The sequence below is a fragment of the Paraburkholderia sp. AV2 genome, assembly GCF_054968425.1.
Window position 1 is genome coordinate 33227 of sequence record NZ_JBANLK010000015.1, and the last position, 16998, is coordinate 50224.

Consider the following 16998-nt stretch of genomic DNA (forward strand, 5'->3'; position numbering starts at 1 on the left):
GCAGGGCGACTTGACTCGTAAACGCGCGCTCAGCGGACTCGATCATCTGTATCAGTCGATCGGACAAATCCTGTCGACGCCGCTCGCCTCACGCATCAAGCGCCGTGCATTCGGCTCAGACATTCCCGACCTGATCGACGCCCCAAACAATGGCGCGATGCGCATCCGCGTCTATGCCGCGATAGCGACTGTCCCTATGCAATAGGAACCGCGCCTGACGCTTACGCTCGCACGCGGGCAGGCCGAGATATTCCCCGAGCTGCCCGTGACGGTTTCCGGCTTCAAACCCAAGATCTACATTATCGCGGCCGCGCTCTCTACTCTCGGCATGCAGCTGGAAATCACTGCTACCCCCATCTAGAAAAACTTGGGTTTCGAGACGGGGTGCCCTCAATAAACAGACTTTTACGTATGTTAAGCCTCAGCGTGCGGATAGCACTGCGGCTGCTTTGTAGTTGTTAGCCCGTGACGGTGGCGCGGTGATCGCCACCGAGCCACGAGGATCGTTTGCCGCCGAAACACCTATTCGCGACATCTTTACGATGTCTCGACGCCAATATGAATCTGAACTTCCTCTGGGCCGCACCAAGATTCAAAATCCGTCAGAAAGCTGCGCCGAACTGGGGATGCTGTTCGAAATATGCCCAGATGGCAGCCCAGGTTTGAATAACGGCAGTGGGCATTGGACCGCTGGCTTCGAAGACGAGGTACTTGCCGTCCTGAATCCCAATATTTCTAAAGTCGGGATTTCGCTGGCTAACGGACACACCGGCCGTCAGATCGTAAGCGCCCGTGGCATCAGATTCATAAGCGGAATACACGCCAAAAATTGGCGCATCCGGCAGCCGATTCGGGATGTTATCTGCCAGTCCCCTTGAGAAAAATTGCTCCCACAAGTCTGGAATTTTTGCGGTGTCCTGACTGAACTCGGCACGGTTAGTCGTGCGAACGGTTAAGCCAGATACGCTGAAGCGCGAAATATTTTCAACCCCTGGTTCCATCCCGAATTTCCCATTTTGAGCCTGTCAACTTGAAGCATACCGTATCCTGATGTCAGGGAGACGCTGTCAGGCACGTCAGGAAAGGGCCGCGTTCGCAATTGTTTGGCACTTGTATACCCGCAATCATTAATTTTGCATAAATGGCAAACGGAAGAAGGTGAGCGACGAGCATGTCAGGTAAAGTACCGGATTCGCGTGAAAATATCGGGATATTAAGAGAGTAGGGTTCTCCGAAATAATGGTGACTTGAATGAGCGAAAATCATTACGCATACGGCATCCATCAAAATCTAAGGCCTGTTGATCTGTTCGTTTATGTGGCAATTGACGAGACGCAAAAGCAGCTTGGGTTCGGTGATTTGAGTGCGGCGGCAGCCATGCTACTAGGCCAGGCTGACGTGCCAGCGCCAGGTAAGTTCGCCGGCGCGACAGCAGGCACGTCCGTCGCCTCGTTGGTCGCGCGCAGGTTGCTGCCGGTCAAGGTCGCCGTTCGGCTGCCGATGATTACCGGCGCAGGGCTTTCCGGCGTTCGCATTGCGTTTACGCGAAACCTCGGTGCCTGGGTCGGACGTACGATTCCGATAGTCGGGGAAATTTTTTTGGCGGTAGACGCGACGCTGATTATGCGCAAGACGGTGATGGTATATAACCGCATTGTGAAGCCGGAAGATCGGGTGCTTTGATGAATAGCGATGTCTGGAAGCAGCTCGAACTATTCGCGCGGGAAGAACTTGGGCGACCGCTATTCGGCGGGAAGCTCAATTTGCTACCGGCATCCCGTCTTGAGGACGATTTAGGTCTAACCGGGCTGGATGCTGTCGAATTTATCGACAAGTGGGCGGAAACGTTCAAGGTGCAGGTGCAAGATTTCCCGTACCGCCGCTATTTCCGGCCAGAAGGTCAGGAACTGGTGTCCGGCTTCCTCGGACTGTTCTCGAAGCGCTACCGACGCGAAACTACCGTCCCGTTGACGCTGGGAATGTTGGCTGAGGCGATGAAGCGCGGGCGATGGGATACCGCAGAAATCGAAGCGATATTCCCACATAGCACAGAACGATAGCGCACGCTGAATCGCCAATTGGGCGCGTGCCAACAGCTTTCCCGACCGCCATGCCCGAGGGAGCTCGAAGGCGAGCGTCCGCCATCGGATAAGGACCGCCGCAAACTCTCCCTCGGATCTCGCACGCCAAATGTTAAATGCTCGGACTAGTCCTTGAAATTTTACATAAGATAAATTATCACATTTTCCGCCATGCCCCGATACCCGTTTCAAACTCACCTAACGCACCTTCATGCACCGCAAGCAAGCGGCGCACTTCGGGCAACGCTCGGCGCACGAGCGCACGAGCCGACGCCGGCAGTTCCTCGCAGGCCGCTTCGATATCGCCCGTTCTGTGCTCACCGAGCATCGCGAGCAATACGCAAGCTTGCTGAACGTCCTTGTGCGATTTCACGAGCATGTTGGTGCGCAGGCGCGATACCAGGAGCTTGTGGATCGCGAAGCGCGCCGGATCGGGCACGCGCACGGGCACCGCGCCGTGTCTCGACAGCAGCGTGCTCAACTGCGACCGGCCTAGCAGGTACGCAAGATACGGAAGCCCCGTCGCGTGCGCGCCCAGTTCGGGTACGGCGATCGTCGGAAACGAATCGTCGTCCGACGGCACCAGCAGATCGACATGAAAGCGGGTTGCGCCGGCCTGCTTGTAAGACGTCGAGGGCTCCCCGCGGGTCATCGGCGGCACTTCCACGAACGCAATGCCCGTCTCTTTCAGGATGGCAAGCAGGCCGCCCGTGGGCACGTGCTGCAGCGCGAGTTGCCGCCCGCGTGCGATATCGATGTCCTCCGTCTCGTAAGCGACGGCCTTGATACCGAGGCTGTTGAGCAACACCGCATACGCGTGGGAGCCGATGAGCACGGCTCCGGCCTGGAACAGACCATGGTTGTACAGGACGCCCATCGTGGCGTAAGTCTTGTTGTCGGCAACCTGGAAGCCCAGCTTCGCGAGTTCGCGGATGCGGTTCACGAGGTCCTTGCTTTGCAGGATCCGGTCGCGTATTTCCTCGACGCGCGCCTCCACATCCGGGTCGCCGCGAGGACCGCCAAGGCTCTCCTCCTGTTTCCTGCCTTCGGCGTTCATGAACTGCCGGGCGTAGTAGACGAGGTCTCCGCGCCTGTGCTCGAGGATCGTTCCCGGCGCCCCGATGAGTACCCTGTCCTGCGTCGCAGCCGCCTGCTCGATATTGGCAAACTGGGCGCAGTAAGCCTGGTCGTGGCGCTGGTAAAGGGGAAAACCGTGCATGTCGAGCCCGTTTTCAGTAATTTCCAATATTTTACTGAAAAACGGCCTGCCTGAGTATTTCAGTAATTTTTAGAGAACTACTGAAATACTTGCCGGACCATGCGAGCACTTCGGTATAGCCTGGACCACCAGGCAGCCCGGATCTCCATGCAGTCCTCTCCCCCACCTGCCCCAGCCGGTCTCAGACCTTCATTCCCGGCAAATTCAGCGAAGCGGTATTGCCGCCATCCACCGGCAGCGCCTGGCCGGTCACATAGCTCGCGTCGTCGCTCGCGAGAAACGCGATGGCGGCGGCCACTTCCTCGGGGCGTCCCGGGCGTCGCAGTTCGCACCGGTAGCCAAGCCGGTCTTCCTTGTTCTGCGCGCGCGCCCGCTCGAACACCGGAGCCGTCATGCCCGTTTCGATCAGTCCGGGGCATACGGCGTTGACGCGGATATGCCAGGGCGAGAGATCGCACGCGCTCGTCATCGTGAGATTGATGACCGCTGCCTTCGAGGCGCTGTAGGCATTCCCGCCCGCGCCCGAACGCACGCCGGCCACGGACGCGGTATTGACGATCGCGCCGCGGCTGCGCTCGATCATCGAACGCGAGGCCCACTTGGTGAAATGCACGACGCCCATCAGGTTGACGGCGAGGATCTGCTGCCAGACGTCCGTGTTGGTCTCGCTGACCGGCGAGTAATCGCCACCCGCGATACCCGCGTTGTTGCACAGCACGTCGATCGCGCCGAACTGGCGCAGCACCTGGTCTACGCAGTTCGCCACGTCGTCTTCGCGCGCGACGTCGAGGCCGGTGTACCAGACGCGTGCGCGCTCCATGCCGTCGGCCACGGTTGCGAGTGCGTCGGCATTGCGGTCGATCAGCGCGAGCGTCGCCCCTTCGTCATAGAGCCGTCGGGCGGTCGCTCGCCCGATACCGCTGGCCGCGCCGGTTACGATGGCTACCTTGTCCTTGAAACGCATAGCGCCTTCTCCCTTCGGAATCCAGATCGTCCACTTCGTGTTGCTCGCTCAGCCGTAGCGTCGCGACACCATCTCCGCGACGCAGACGGGTTTGGTTGAGCCTTCGCACTCCACGGTGGCTTCGACCGTGAGTTGCGCCCCGTTCTCGAGCGGCGTGTACTCCAGCAGCCGACAAGCCGCACGGATGCGGCTGCCAGCGGCAACGGGCGCAGGAAAGCGCACGCGGTTGAGCCCGTAGTTGACGCCCATGCGTATATTGGACACGCCGAAAGCGCTCGCGCACAGGGCCGGCAGCAGGCTCAGGGTCAGAAAGCCGTGGGCGACGGTCGTGCCATACGGGCCCGCCGCCGCGCGTTCCGGATCGACGTGGATCCACTGATGATCGTGTGTGACCTCGGCGAACAGGTCGATGCGCTGCTGGTCGATCGTCATCCACTCGCCCACGCCGAGCGCTTCGCCCACGCAGGTCTGAAGTTCGCTGAGTTGCTCGAAGACTTTCAAGAATCATCCCTCCAATAACAATAAGGATTCCTGTCGATTTGGCAAAATATGCGCCGAAGCGAAGCGATACCTCAGGCTGGCCTGTTTGGCCTGTTCTCGCGCCCTACACCTCCAGCCATTCCTGCCGGACGCGGGCATCGGCCTTGAGCTGCTGAGGTGTCCCTTCGAACACCATCTGCCCGTGGCCCATGACGTAAACGCGCTGCGAAATATCCAGCGCGATAGCCAGTTTCTGCTCGACGAGCAGCACCGAAATCCCGCGCGCCTTGAGTGTCTTGAGATACTCGCCCACCTGCGCGACGACGAGAGGCGCCAGTCCTTCCGTCGGCTCGTCGATGATGATGAAATCCGGATCGCCCATCAACGTTCGGCACAGCGTCAGCATCTGCTGCTCACCGCCGGACAGCACCCCGGCGGCCGTGTCCGCCCGCTCCTTCAGGCGCGGGAACATCTGGTACATGTCATCGAGCTGCCAGCGCGGCTTCTTTTGGCTCGGATTACGCTTTTCGCCGAGCAACAGGTTCTGCCGAACCGTCAGCGTAGGGAAAATATCTCGGTTTTCCGGCACGTAGCCTATTCCACGGTGCGCGACCTCGAAGGTCCGCAGCCCCCGCACGTCGTTGCCGCGCAGCAGAATATGTCCCTCGCACCGGACGAGACCCATGATGGACTTGGCCAGCGTCGAGCGACCTACACCGTTGCGTCCAAGCAGCGCGACGATCTCGCCCTCGCCCACCTGCATCTCGACACCGTGCAGGATATGGCTCTTGCCGTAGTACGCATGCAGGTCGCGCACCTCGATCATCGGAGTAGAGGATCCCATCAATGCGCACCTGCGGGTTCGTCCAGCGTGGTGCCCAGATAGGCTTCCTTCACGCTGCGGTTGTTGCGGATGGCTTCCGGCGTGTCGGTGGCAATCACCTCGCCATAGACCAGCACCGAAATGCGGTCTGCGAGGCCGAAGACGACGCTCATGTCGTGCTCGACCATCACCAGCGTCTTGCCGACCGTGACCTTGTGTATCAGTTCGACCGCATGGTCCGACTCCGAACGGCTCATCCCCGCCGTGGGCTCGTCGAGCAGGATGACCTCGGCGCCGCCGGCAATCGTGATGCCGATTTCGAGCGCGCGTTGTTCGGCATAGGTCAACAGTCCGGCATGGGTGTCGCGCCGGTCCTGCAACCCGATCAGTTCGAGCACTTCATCGGCGCGCTCGCGGGCGTCGCGTAACTGTCCTAACCGATGCCAGAACGAATACCGGTAACCGAGCGCCCACAGCACCGAACAGCGCAAATTCTCGAACACCGAAAGACGGTGAAAAATGTTCGTCACCTGGAAGCTGCGCGACAACCCCATGCGGTTGATCTTGTACGGCGGCAACCCGCTGATATCCACGCCGTTGAGCTTGACCGTACCGGAACTCGGCGAAAAGCGCCCCGAAATCAGGTTGAACGTCGTCGACTTGCCGGCGCCGTTGGGACCGATCAGCGCATGACGCTCGCCCTTCACGACATCCAGGTTGACGCCGCGAATGATCTCCGTGCGCCCGAATTTCTTGCGCACTTCACGTAACTCCAACGCGGCCGTCATGCGCTGCTCCCTGCGATTTCCCGTTGCACCTGATCCCACGCGCTGCGCACCCGTGCGGCCGCCACACGCGCGGCCAGTACGCCCACCACCCACAGCACCGCCGCAGCGGCCCAGGGTACCCACGAAGCGGCATCGAAATTCAGGCCCGCGAGCGCCATGACCGTACCGTTGTCGCTATCGATCTGGATCTTGTAGACGAGTTCCACGGTCAGCACCAGAGCGCTGAGAACAATCAGCGCCGCGCCCAGCATCACTGCATAGGACGGCAGCATGCGGTGCAGCTTGCGCGCGGCGATGAGGGGGACTTGCTTCATGAGCAGGCTCGATACGCCACCCGGCACGTACATCACGATCAGCACGAAGAACAGCCCCAGATAGAGCAACCAGGCATGCGTGAGATTGGACAGCGCGACCGCGAACAGCACGAAAAGGATGGAGCCGATGATCGGGCCAAAGAAGAACGCCCCGCCGCCGATGAACGTGGCGAGCAGCACGCCGCCGGACTGTGCGGCGCCGACGTTCTCCGCCGTCACGATCTCGAAGTTGATCACCGAGAGGCCGCCCGCGATCCCGGCAAAGAACGCCGAAAGGATCATCACGAGGTAGCGCACGCGCTGCGTGCTGTAGCCGACGAACTCGGCACGCTCGGGGTTGTCCCGTACCGCGTTGGCCATGCGGCCAAGCGGCGTCTGCGTCCACGCGTACATCGCAATCATCGAAACGAGGCACCAGGCGGCGATCAGGTAATAGACCTGAATCGCCGGGCCGTAAGTAATGCCAAGCACCGCATGGCCAACCGTGCGATTGGTCGGCACCCCGCCCTCCCCGCCGAAGAACCCGGGAAACATGAGCGAGCTGGCCGCCACCATTTCGCCGATACCGAGCGTAATCATGGCGAACGTGGTGCCTGACTTGCGGGTGGTCACATAGCCGAACAGCACACCGAACAGCATCCCGCCCAGGCCGCCGACAATCGGCAGCAGCGAAACCGGCAGTGGGAACTCGCCCGCACCGATCATGTTGAGCACGTGGGCGGCCACGAACGCACCTAGCCCGGAATACACCGCGTGCCCGAACGACAGCATGCCGGTCTGACCGAGCAGCATGTTGTACGACAGCGCGAAGATGATCATGATGCCCATCTGCGAGAGCAGCGCCATCGCAAAGCCACTGGAAAACAGGAGCGGCATCACCAGCATCACGAGGATCGTGGCGCCCCAGATAACCCAGCGCAGCGAATGGGCGGGATGAAACAGCCGGCGGTGCTGCATCGTCGAACCGGCACTGGCCTGAATGAGCGGTTTCATCGTTCAGCCCTCCCGCTTGCCGAGCAGCCCGCGCGGTCGCAGGATCATCATGAGCACCATCAGCAAATAAGGCAGAATCGGCGCAACCTGCGATACCGGGATGCGCCACAGCGACGACAGAACCGTGCTGTCCGTCACTTTCATGCCAACCAGTGCAAACAGGTCGGAGAGCGAAGTGTCCATCGTGACCGCGAATGTCTGCATGATGCCGATCAGGAGCGACGCGATGAACGCGCCCGGCAGCGAACCCATTCCGCCGACCACCGCGATAACGAACACGATGGTCCCCACCGACTCGGCCATCGACGGCGAAGTGACGAACGCATTGCCGCCGATCACGCCGGCCAGCCCGGCCAGCGCGCAGCCGCCGCTGAACACCATCATGAAAACGCGCTGCACGTTGTGGCCCAGCGACTCGACCATTTCGGGGTGGGTCAGCGACGCCTGAATAACGAGGCCAATGCGCGTGCGCGTTAGCAGCAGATACAACCCCACGAGCATCGCGATCGATACCAGCATCATGAAGGCCCGATACTTCGGAAAGTCCGAGCTGAACACCTTGAACAGCGTGCCGTCGAGTTCGGGCGGTATCGCGTACGGCACCGCCTCCAGTCCCCAGACCAGCTTGACGCCTTCCACGATCAGATACGACAGCCCGAAGGTAAACAGCAGCTCCGCCACGTGTCCGTACTTGTGTACCGTACGCAGGCCGAAACGTTCGACGAGCGCGCCGACGCAGGCGACGAGCACCGGCGCCACCACCAGCGCCGGCCAGAAGCCGAGCTTGCTGGCGATGGTGAAGGCAAAGTACGCTCCGAGCATGTAGAAGCTGGCGTGCGCAAAGTTGAGCACGCCCATCATGCTGAAGATCAGAGTCAGGCCCGACGAAAGCATGAACAGCAGCAGCCCGTAGCTGATGCCGTTCAAGAGAGAGATGGTCAGAAATTCCACTGCCCGATCATCCTTGTGAAGTTGCCCCGGCGGGAGAGCGTTTAGTTCGGCCGCTTCATCTGACACGTGGTCGGCTGCGTTGCCGCCGTCGGTCCGAGCTGGACGTCGGTGCGCCAGCCGTAGCCCGTATTCTCCTGGTCATACTTCACGGTCTTGCCGTCAGCCTTCGTCCACGTGGCGATCACCAGCGATTGCTGTGCCTGGTGATCGGCGGCGCGCATCGTCACCGGACCGTTCATGCCGTCTACCGTCATTCCCTCGAGGACCTTGGCGACCTTGACCGGATCGCTCGACTTCGTTTCCTTGATCGCCTTGCTCAACATCGTAATGGCGGTATAGGCCGTAGCGAGGTAGTAGTCGTCGTTGTACTTCTTCTTGTAGCCTTCGATGATCTGCCCCACCACAGCCGGGTTGTCCGTGCTGTTCGGACCGAACACCCCCACGTACTTGACGTGATCGGCACCGGACGAGCCCATGGCGGTCGGCACGCCGGTCGTGCCGCCGTAATAGGTGTAGAAGTTGGCCGTCACGCCGGCGTCCTTGCTGGCCTTGACGAGCAACGCGAGATCGCTGCCCCAGTTACCCGTGATCACCGTATCGGCGCCCGATGCCTTGATCTTGGTGGCGTAAGGCGAGAAGTCCTTGACGCGTGCGAGCGGATGGAAGTCGTCGCCGACGATCACGATATCCGGACGCTTGGCCTTCAGATCCTCACGTGCCACGCGCGAGACATCGTGGCCGAACGAGTAGTCCTGATTGATCAGATAGACCTTCTTGACGTCCTTGTCGCGCGCGAGGAAAGTCGTCAGCGCATCCATCTTCATGTCCGCATTCGCGTCGAAGCGGAAGTGCCAGTAGTCGCACCGGGCGTTGGTCATCGACGGATCCACCGCGGCGTAATTCAGGTAGATGATTTCCTTGCCCGGATTGCGTTCGTTGTACTTCGCCACCGCATCTTCCAGCGCGAGGCCCACCGACGAGCCGTTACCCTGCACGATGTAGCGAATGCCCTGGTCGGCCGCCTGGTTCAGCAGGGTCAGGCTTTCCTGCGGCGAAAGCTTGTTGTCAAACCCGACCACTTCGAACTTCGTGCCGTCTGCCCAGTTATGTTCGTTGGCCCATTCGGCCGTGTATTGCCAGCTGTGCAGCTGATTCGTTCCCAGCGACGCCATCAGGCCGGACAGCGGATCGATAAAGGCGATCTTGACGGTCTCCGCGTTTGCGGCGCCAGACATCAACGCTGAACATACGGCCGTGCTAACCAACAACGAACGCAACATTCTCATCAATTGTCTCCTTGGTGTGGGCACCCTTTTATTACTGGGGGAATTTCCGTCCGACCGTATTATTTTCGCTATATCAACACATTTCTATTGGTAACAACAGCGGTGTAGGGAAAGCACTGACGCAGCGGCTGCCACGTCACAATATCGAAACGCACCCTATGCGAGCGCAGCCCCGAAACGGTCGCGCAAATCGCGCTTGAGCACCTTGCCGATCGCACTGCGCGGCAGCGCCTCGACCACCACCACCTGCGCGAGACGCTGCATCCTGCCGAGCCGCTCGTTGGTCCAGGCCATGAGCGAGGACGCATCGATCGCCGCGCCCTCGCGCAACGTGACGAAGGCCACCGGCGTCTCGCCCCAGCGCTCCGAAGCGACACCCACCACCGCCGCCTCGCTCACGTCGGGATGCGCTGCGATCACCTGTTCGAGATCGCTTGGATAGATGTTGAAGCCGCCCGAGATGATCATGTCCTTCTTGCGGTCCATCAGAACGAGGAAGCCGTCTTCGTCGAAGCGGCCGATGTCGCCGGTGCGGATGAAGCGCTGGCCTTCGCGGTCGTACCACTCGGCCTCGGCCGTTTTGTCCGGCTGCCGGTAGTAGCCCGTCATCATCGTCGGCGAGCGCCCCACCACCTCGCCGATGCTGCCGCGAGGCAGCTCGTTGCCTTCGGCGTCGATCAGGCGCATTTCATGGCCGGGCATCGGCTGGCCGACCGTATGCAGCTTGCCGGGGCACTCGTCGGCCCGCAGCTCGCACGACGCACCGCCTTCCGTCATGCCGTAAAACTCCGTGAGCGTGCCGGGCCAGCGCCGCACCACCTCGGCCTTCAGATCCGCGGCAAACGGTGCGCTCGTGCACGACTTCGACTGGAAGCTCGTGAGATCGTAGCGGTCGAAATCCGGGTCCGCGAGCAGCCGGCGGTACTGCACCGGCACGAGCATCGTGTGCGTCGCACGGTGACGCTGCGCGAGTTCCAGATAGTGGCGGGTATCGAACTTCGGCATCAGCACCACGGTGCCGCCCAGTCCTAACGTCGGAAAGAAGCTCACGAGCGTGGTGTTCGAATAAAGCGGCGTGGCGGTCAGCGTCACGGCCTCGGGCCCGTAGCCGCGCGAAGTGCTGCGATGGGCGTAGGCGAAGCGCATGGCGTGCGACTGCACGATGCCTTTCGGCGTGCCCGTCGTGCCCGACGAATAGATGATGTTGAACGCCCACTCCGGCTGTATCGCCACAGGCTGCGGCGCCGTGCCCGCCGGCGCGAGCCACGTGTCGAATGCGTTGCCGCCTTCCTTCACGTCGAGGCGAATGGTGCGAACGGCGGGCAGCGCCGTCGCTGTCGCAAGCGCCGTTTCGACCGCTTCGTCGAGGAACAGGAGCCGCGCACCGGCGTTCTCGATCATGCCCGCGAGGCTGTCCGCATGCGCCGTGGGCGAAAGCGGCGCAACGGCAGCCCCGGCGCGCAGCGCGCCGATGAAGGCCACCACATAGCGGATCGAGCCCGTCGCGCAGATGGCGACTACGTCGCGCGGCGCCACGCCGTCGCGCTGGAGCGCGGCCGCGCAGCGGTCGGCGAGCGCGTCGAGGGCCGCATAGCTCACGGTCTCGCCTTCGCAGACGAGCGCCGCGCGTTCACCCTGGGTGCCGGCCCACTGGCGGATCTGGTCGGGCAGGCTGACGAATGGCGGAAGAGCCGGATCGAAAGTTCCGCTCATGGCGTTCGGACTCCTTTCAAGTTCAAAGATAGGCACCGAGTTCCATCTTGGCGATGGCGTTGCGATGGACTTCGTCGGGACCGTCGGCAAGGCGCAGCGTACGCGCGCTCGCATACGCACGCGCGAGCCCGAAATCGTCGCTGACACCGCCGCCGCCGTGCGCCTGAATGGCCCAGTCGATCACCTGGCAGGCCATCTGGGGCGCCGCCACCTTGATCATCGCAATCTCCTTGCGCGCAAGCTTGTTGCCGAGCGTGTCCATTTTCCACGCCGCATGCAGGACGAGAAAGCGCGCCTGGTCGATAAGGATACGCGCATTGGCAATGCGCTCGCGCGTAACGCCGTGATCGGCGATCTTGCGGCCGAACGCGGTGCGCTGCATCGTGCGCCGGCACATCGCTTCGAGCGCGCGCTCGGCGCGGCCGATCAGCCGCATGCAGTGGTGGATACGTCCCGGTCCGAGCCGCCCCTGCGCGATCTCGAAGCCGCGCCCCTCGCCCAGCAGCACGTTCGAGAGCGGCACCCGCACGTTCTCGAACAGCACCTCGGCGTGGCCGTGCGGCGCATCGTCGTAGCCGAACACGGGCAGATGCCGCAGGATCGTCACGCCCGGCGTGTCCATGGGTACGAGGATCATCGACTGACGGCGATGCGGATCGGCATTGCAAGGGTCGGTCTTGCCCATGAAGATCAGGATCTTGCAGCGCGGATCGTTGGCGCCCGAGGTCCACCACTTGCGCGCATTGATGACATAGTGTTCGCCGTCGCGCTCGATGCGCGCCTCGATGTTGGTCGCATCCGACGACGCCACCGCGGGCTCGGTCATCGCGAAGCCCGAGCGGATCGTGCCGTCGAGCAGCGGCCGCAGCCATTCGTCCTGCTGCGCGGGCGTGCCGTAGCGCACCAGCGTTTCCATATTGCCGGTATCGGGCGCGGAGCAGTTGAACGGCTCGGTGCCGATGCCCGAGCGGCCCATGATTTCGCACAACGGCGCGTATTCGAGGTTGGTGAGCCCCGCGCCATACTGCGACTCCGGCAGGAACAGATTCCACAGGCCCGCGGCGCGCGCCTGCTCCTTCAGCGCCTCCATCACGGGGGCCAGCTGCCAGGCGTTGCCGGACTGGCGGGCCGCGTCCATTTCGCCCGAGAACGTCGCTTCGGCCGGATAAACGTGCTGATCCATGAACGCGGTCAGACGCTTCTGCAGTTCCTTGACCTTGTCTGAATGCTCGAAATTCACCGTTTGATCTCCTCACTGAATATGCGCGCCCGTCTGCCGGGCAATGATGGCGCCGGCAGTGGGTGCTGCGTGCGCCAAGCCGGGTAGTCGCCGGAACGGGGTCAACGCATTGCGTCGACCTGTTGCGCAAGCGCCCACGCCTGTTCGGCGAGCGGCCGCGTGCGCCGCCCCGTTTCGAGCGCAAGCGTGCTCGACGCGTTACCCTGCAGCGCGCGCGCCGCGACGCCCTGCAGGATGCCCACCAAGCGGAACATGTTGAAGACGAGGTAATAGCCCCACTCCGCTGGCGACACCTCCGCTTGAACGCCCGCTTCAGATCCCGCTTTGCGTGCCGTGCGTTCCAGATAGCGCCGCAGATACTCGCGTTCGGAAGGAATGCCAAGCATGGGCAGATCGAGTCCGACGAGTCCGCGCCGCTCGCCGGCCGTCATGTGCCAGATCATGCAGTGATAGGCAAAATCGACGAGCGGGTGGCCGAGCGTGGAGAGCTCCCAGTCGAGCACGGCGAGAATGCGAGCCTCGTCCGGGTGGAAGATGACGTTGTCGAGCCGGTAGTCGCCGTGCACGATGCGGCTCTCGTCGCCGGCGGGAATGTGCAGCGGCAGCCAGTCGATCAGGCGGTCGGCCGCCTCGATACGTTCCGTTTCGGCGGCGCGGTACTGCTTCGTCCAGCGCGCCACCTGGCGCGCAATGTAGTTCCCCGGCTTGCCGTAGTCGCCAAGGCCGATCGCGGCGGGATCGAGTGCGTGCAGCTCGGCCTGCACGCGGTTCATTTCGTCGAAGATCGCCGCGCGTTCTGGGCTCGTCATGCCGGGCAAGGCAGGGTCCCAGAAGATGCGGCCCTCGACATACTCCATGATGTAGAACGGCGTGCCGAGCACATCGGCGTACTCGCACAGCGCATGGGCCTTCGCGACAGGCACCGCCGTTTGGCCCAGCGCGCGGATCACGCGGTATTCGCGCTCCACGGCATGCGCCGAGGGCAGCAACGTGCCCGGCGGCTTGCGGCGCAGCACGTAGCGGCGGCCGTCCGCTTCGAGCAGGAAGGTGGGATTGGACTGGCCGCCCTTGAACTGCTCGGCGCGCAAGCGCCCCGAGAACCCCGCCACATGCGCGCGCATCCACGCGCCCAGCCGTACGAGGTCGAACGCATGCGCCTCCGCTACGGGACGCGTGCCGCTGAAGCTGCTCTGGAAGTCGATCTTCATATCGCGGACCGCCCCCCGTCGACAGCGAGATACTGGCCCGTGACATGCCGCGAGGCATCGGAGGCGAAGTACACGAGCGCGCCCTTGAGGTCGTCGTCGCCACCGAAGCGTTGCAGCGGCGTGCGGCGTATCACTTCGTCGCCGATCGAATCGAGCAGGCCCGCCGACATCTTCGACGGAAAGAACCCCGGGCAAATCGCGTTGACATTGATGCCGTGCCGGCCCCACTCCGAAGCGAGCGCGCGCGTGAAGTTGATCATGGCCGCCTTGGAGGTGTTGTAGGCGATCGTGTGCACACCGCGCCCCATGCCGCGCAGCCCCGCTATCGAGGCGATGTTGACGATCTTGCCGCTGCGCCGCGGAATCATGCTGCGCCGCCCCACCTCGCGCGTGAGGAAAAACGGCGCATTCACGTTCAGGTTGATGACCTTGTGCCATGCGGCGTCGGGATAGTCCTCGGTGGGTGCGCCCCAGGTCGCGCCCGCATTGTTGACGAGGATGTCGATGCGCCCATGCGCGGCCAGCACCCCATCGACCAGCACCGGAATGCGATCGAGCTGCTGCAGGTCGCTCACGAACGTCTTTGCCTCGATGCCGCGCCCGCGCAAATGCGCTTCGGCGTCATCCAGTTCGTCGGCCTTGCGCGCCGAGATCGCCACCCTGCACCCCATCTCGCCCAGTGCCTCGGCCATCTGCAGGCCGAGCCCCCGCGAGCCGCCCGTCACGAGCGCGACGCGCCCGTGCAGACTGAACAGATCCCTTGTGCCCATCGACGCGTCCTCGTCTTGCAGGCGGCTTGCCAACCGCCGGGATAATTCTGCAAAGCAGAACTTGAATTCTGCATTGCAGAAATCCTAGCGTCTCAGCGGCCGCGATGCAAACGGCAGATTCGTCCTTTTCCCCAGGAATAACCCTCGGCGCAGGCAGGGCAGGCGGGGTTAGCCTTCCTCGCGCGGCGAAACGGCGCCCTCTTCGAGCTGAGCCACGAGGCGTAGCAGCCGTGGCTTCACCTCTTCGAGAAGAAACGCCCTGGAAAGCGACGAGGATGGACCGCCCACGTTGATCGCCATGACCGGCAGGCCGCCGCCCGGCTCGAACGCGCGCGCGATGCCGTTGACGTCTTTTTGCCAGTCGCCGAACGAGCAGGTCACGCCGAGCGACCGATGGTCTTCGAAGCCCTGCTCGATGCCCCGCCGGATCTGCGGCCAGGCGACGTCGTCGAGCTCGTGAACCTGCCCCATGACGTCGGCCCGCTCGCGCGCCGGCGCCATGGCCAGCCAGGCGCGGCCGATCGCCGAGGTGGCGAGCGGAATACGCGAACCCACGTCCAGCGTGAGCGCAAGCGCCCCCGGGCCGCGGCAGCTTTCGATGTAGAGCATGGAGAGGCGGTCGCGCATGCCGAGCGACACCGTGCCGCCCGCAAACTCGGCCAGTTCCTGCATCAGCGGGCGCGCCATCTTGCGCACGTCGAGGCGGGCGAGGACCGAACTGCCGAGCGCGAGACAGGCGGTGCCGAGGCGATAGCGTCCACTGTCTTCCAGGTGGATCAGATAGCCGAGTTTCGTGAGCGTCATGGTCAGACGCGAAACCGTGGAGCGCGGCAACCGGCAGCGCTGCGCGATTTCCTGATTGGTCAACGTCGTGACCCCGCCGCGAAAGGACGCCAGCACCTCGAGTCCCCGGGCCAGCGCCGTCACGAAATGCCGGTCCTCTTTATGGGCCGCAGGCCGATCTGTCTTGTGCTCGATGTCAGCCATCATGAAATAGAAATAAGCATTCGAATCGCGCCACGGCTTTCCGGACTGTCCCGCACCCCTCGCGATCCGGACGCCTGGCGTCGACGAAATTATATTCCGTAATGCAGAATCCGGTTTCCGCTGGCCGGGATCGCCGCGCAAGATTCTTGCGCAGCAAAAAATACGGCGCGGCATAGACACAAGTACACTCGTCAACGTCGGGCCGCCCGATCGCGCCGGATCGGCGCCCATTTACGGAGAAACGGCCATGCCGAACGAAACGATGCTGGCGCAGATGCGCTCGAAGCCCGGATTCATCGCCGCACTCGACCAGAGCGGCGGTTCGACGCCCGGCGCGCTGCGCCAGTACGGGATTCCCGAGAGCGCCTACAGCGGCGACGCCGACATGTTCCGCCTCATGCACGGGATGCGCGTGCGCATCGTCACCGCACCGGCCTTTACGGGCGAAAAGATCATCGGTGCGATCCTGTTCGAAGCGACGATGGACGGCAAGGCGCAGGACAAGCCGGTGCCGGCGTTTCTGTGGCACGACCGGGGCGTGGTGCCCTTCCTGAAGGTCGACAAGGGCCTCGCCACGGAAGCCGACGGCGTGCGCCTCATGAAGCCGATCCCGGAGCTCGATGCCCTGCTTGCGCGCGCGGTGCAGGCGGGCATCTTCGGCACGAAGATGCGGTCGGTGATCGAGCGCGCGTCGCCCACGGGCATCGCCGCCATCGCCGCGCAGCAGTTCGAGTTGGGCGAGCAGATTGGCGCCCATGGCCTCGTCCCGATTCTCGAACCCGAGGTTTCCATCAAGATTCCCGACAAGGCCGAAGCCGAAGCGCTGCTGCGCGACGAACTGCTGAAGGGACTCGATGCGCTGCCGGCCTCGCGCGACGTCATGATCAAGTTGACGATCCCGAGCACGCCCGACTTCTATCTACCGCTCATCGAACATCCGCGCGTCGTGCGCGTGGTGGCGCTTTCGGGGGGCTATTCGCGCAGCGACGCATGCCGGCGCCTTGCGGCCAACCACGGCATGATCGCCAGCTTCTCGCGGGCGCTCATCAACGATCTGACGAAGTCGATGAGCGACGCCGAGTTCGACGCCACCCTCGCCGCGAGTATCGACGAGATCTGGAAGGCGTCGGTCGAGAAAGACTGACGCGGCCTTTTCCGCAGGGAAAACCGGCAGCCGTGGG

The 16998-nt window shown here is 62.9% G+C and carries 17 protein-coding genes and 1 pseudogene; 4 read left to right on the forward strand and 14 right to left on the reverse strand.

Annotation, left to right across the window (positions count from 1 at the left end):
* Nucleotides 1-10: 10 nt before the first annotated feature.
* A pseudogene (locus V8683_RS13130) lies at nucleotides 11-202 on the forward strand (GPW/gp25 family protein); the annotation flags it as partial.
* A gap of 400 nt (nucleotides 203-602) precedes the next feature.
* Here V8683_RS13130 and V8683_RS13135 read toward each other — a convergent pair.
* Entirely contained in the window at nucleotides 603-1001 is a 399-nt protein-coding gene (locus V8683_RS13135; protein WP_411190891.1) for a GyrI-like domain-containing protein, read from the reverse strand.
* Nucleotides 1002-1251: 250 nt separating this feature from the next.
* Between V8683_RS13135 and V8683_RS13140 the strand changes: the two genes are divergently transcribed.
* Nucleotides 1252-1683 (forward strand): STM2901 family protein, encoded by a 432-nt coding sequence (locus tag V8683_RS13140; protein WP_411190890.1) that lies wholly within the window; start codon nucleotides 1252-1254, stop codon nucleotides 1681-1683.
* Nucleotides 1683-2060: a DUF1493 family protein gene (locus V8683_RS13145; protein ID WP_411190889.1), complete on the forward strand. Its 378-nt coding sequence runs from the start codon at nucleotides 1683-1685 to the stop codon at nucleotides 2058-2060. Before V8683_RS13140 ends, V8683_RS13145 begins: the two co-directional genes overlap by 1 nt.
* Nucleotides 2061-2238: 178 nt before the next feature.
* Here the strand turns inward: V8683_RS13145 and V8683_RS13150 are convergent, their stop codons facing one another.
* The 13 genes from V8683_RS13150 to V8683_RS13210 form a co-directional block, all read right to left on the reverse strand.
* Nucleotides 2239-3300, reverse strand: coding sequence for a GSU2403 family nucleotidyltransferase fold protein (locus tag V8683_RS13150; protein WP_411190888.1), 1062 nt, complete (start codon nucleotides 3298-3300; stop codon nucleotides 2239-2241).
* A gap of 181 nt (nucleotides 3301-3481) precedes the next feature.
* Nucleotides 3482-4264, reverse strand: coding sequence for an SDR family NAD(P)-dependent oxidoreductase (locus V8683_RS13155; RefSeq protein WP_411190886.1), 783 nt, complete (start codon nucleotides 4262-4264; stop codon nucleotides 3482-3484).
* Nucleotides 4265-4312: 48 nt separating this feature from the next.
* A complete protein-coding gene (locus V8683_RS13160) occupies nucleotides 4313-4765 on the reverse strand; it encodes a MaoC family dehydratase (protein ID WP_411190885.1) in 453 nt (150 codons plus the stop codon).
* A 103-nt stretch (nucleotides 4766-4868) separates the two neighbouring features.
* Nucleotides 4869-5588 (reverse strand): ABC transporter ATP-binding protein, encoded by a 720-nt coding sequence (locus tag V8683_RS13165; protein WP_411190883.1) that lies wholly within the window; start codon nucleotides 5586-5588, stop codon nucleotides 4869-4871.
* A complete protein-coding gene (locus tag V8683_RS13170) occupies nucleotides 5588-6355 on the reverse strand; it encodes an ABC transporter ATP-binding protein (protein ID WP_411190882.1) in 768 nt (255 codons plus the stop codon). The genes V8683_RS13165 and V8683_RS13170 overlap by 1 nt, the downstream gene beginning before the upstream one ends.
* Nucleotides 6352-7626 (reverse strand): branched-chain amino acid ABC transporter permease, encoded by a 1275-nt coding sequence (locus V8683_RS13175; protein WP_411192489.1) that lies wholly within the window; start codon nucleotides 7624-7626, stop codon nucleotides 6352-6354. Before V8683_RS13175 ends, V8683_RS13170 begins: the two co-directional genes overlap by 4 nt.
* Nucleotides 7627-7665: 39 nt before the next feature.
* Nucleotides 7666-8613: a branched-chain amino acid ABC transporter permease gene (locus tag V8683_RS13180; protein WP_411190881.1), complete on the reverse strand. Its 948-nt coding sequence runs from the start codon at nucleotides 8611-8613 to the stop codon at nucleotides 7666-7668.
* Nucleotides 8614-8654: 41 nt separating this feature from the next.
* Nucleotides 8655-9899, reverse strand: a complete 1245-nt coding sequence (locus tag V8683_RS13185) for a branched-chain amino acid ABC transporter substrate-binding protein (protein WP_411190879.1) — start codon at nucleotides 9897-9899, stop codon at nucleotides 8655-8657.
* Between the two features lie 156 nt (nucleotides 9900-10055).
* Nucleotides 10056-11612, reverse strand: a complete 1557-nt coding sequence (locus tag V8683_RS13190; protein WP_411190878.1) for a class I adenylate-forming enzyme family protein — start codon at nucleotides 11610-11612, stop codon at nucleotides 10056-10058.
* Nucleotides 11613-11634: 22 nt separating this feature from the next.
* On the reverse strand, nucleotides 11635-12852 hold the full coding sequence (locus V8683_RS13195) for an acyl-CoA dehydrogenase family protein (protein ID WP_411190877.1): 1218 nt from the start codon (nucleotides 12850-12852) through the stop codon (nucleotides 11635-11637).
* 101 nt (nucleotides 12853-12953) lie between these two features.
* Nucleotides 12954-14060, reverse strand: a complete 1107-nt coding sequence (locus V8683_RS13200) for a phosphotransferase (protein ID WP_411190875.1) — start codon at nucleotides 14058-14060, stop codon at nucleotides 12954-12956.
* Entirely contained in the window at nucleotides 14057-14830 is a 774-nt protein-coding gene (locus V8683_RS13205; protein ID WP_411190874.1) for an SDR family oxidoreductase, read from the reverse strand. Before V8683_RS13205 ends, V8683_RS13200 begins: the two co-directional genes overlap by 4 nt.
* Before the next feature lie 168 nt (nucleotides 14831-14998).
* Nucleotides 14999-15820: an IclR family transcriptional regulator gene (locus V8683_RS13210; protein WP_462848775.1), complete on the reverse strand. Its 822-nt coding sequence runs from the start codon at nucleotides 15818-15820 to the stop codon at nucleotides 14999-15001.
* A 244-nt stretch (nucleotides 15821-16064) separates the two neighbouring features.
* Here V8683_RS13210 and V8683_RS13215 point away from each other — a divergent pair, with 244 nt between their 5' ends.
* Entirely contained in the window at nucleotides 16065-16961 is an 897-nt protein-coding gene (locus V8683_RS13215; protein WP_411190873.1) for a fructose bisphosphate aldolase, read from the forward strand.
* The last annotated feature ends 37 nt before the right edge of the window (nucleotides 16962-16998 follow it).

Bases quoted from the DNA above. Each gene is read 5' to 3' on its own strand.
- V8683_RS13135 (WP_411190891.1), bottom strand. From the start codon at position 1,001: ATGGAACCAGGGGTTGAAAATATTTCGCGCTTCAGCGTATCTGGCTTA.
- V8683_RS13140 (WP_411190890.1), top strand. From the start codon at position 1,252: ATGAGCGAAAATCATTACGCATACGGCATCCATCAAAATCTAAGGCCT.
- V8683_RS13145 (WP_411190889.1), top strand. From the start codon at position 1,683: ATGAATAGCGATGTCTGGAAGCAGCTCGAACTATTCGCGCGGGAAGAA.
- V8683_RS13150 (WP_411190888.1), bottom strand. From the start codon at position 3,300: ATGCACGGTTTTCCCCTTTACCAGCGCCACGACCAGGCTTACTGCGCC.
- V8683_RS13155 (WP_411190886.1), bottom strand. From the start codon at position 4,264: ATGCGTTTCAAGGACAAGGTAGCCATCGTAACCGGCGCGGCCAGCGGT.
- V8683_RS13165 (WP_411190883.1), bottom strand. From the start codon at position 5,588: ATGGGATCCTCTACTCCGATGATCGAGGTGCGCGACCTGCATGCGTAC.
- V8683_RS13170 (WP_411190882.1), bottom strand. From the start codon at position 6,355: ATGACGGCCGCGTTGGAGTTACGTGAAGTGCGCAAGAAATTCGGGCGC.
- V8683_RS13175 (WP_411192489.1), bottom strand. From the start codon at position 7,626: ATGCAGCACCGCCGGCTGTTTCATCCCGCCCATTCGCTGCGCTGGGTT.
- V8683_RS13185 (WP_411190879.1), bottom strand. From the start codon at position 9,899: ATGAGAATGTTGCGTTCGTTGTTGGTTAGCACGGCCGTATGTTCAGCG.
- V8683_RS13190 (WP_411190878.1), bottom strand. From the start codon at position 11,612: ATGAGCGGAACTTTCGATCCGGCTCTTCCGCCATTCGTCAGCCTGCCC.
- V8683_RS13200 (WP_411190875.1), bottom strand. From the start codon at position 14,060: ATGAAGATCGACTTCCAGAGCAGCTTCAGCGGCACGCGTCCCGTAGCG.
- V8683_RS13205 (WP_411190874.1), bottom strand. From the start codon at position 14,830: ATGGGCACAAGGGATCTGTTCAGTCTGCACGGGCGCGTCGCGCTCGTG.
- V8683_RS13210 (WP_462848775.1), bottom strand. From the start codon at position 15,820: ATGATGGCTGACATCGAGCACAAGACAGATCGGCCTGCGGCCCATAAA.
- V8683_RS13215 (WP_411190873.1), top strand. From the start codon at position 16,065: ATGCCGAACGAAACGATGCTGGCGCAGATGCGCTCGAAGCCCGGATTC.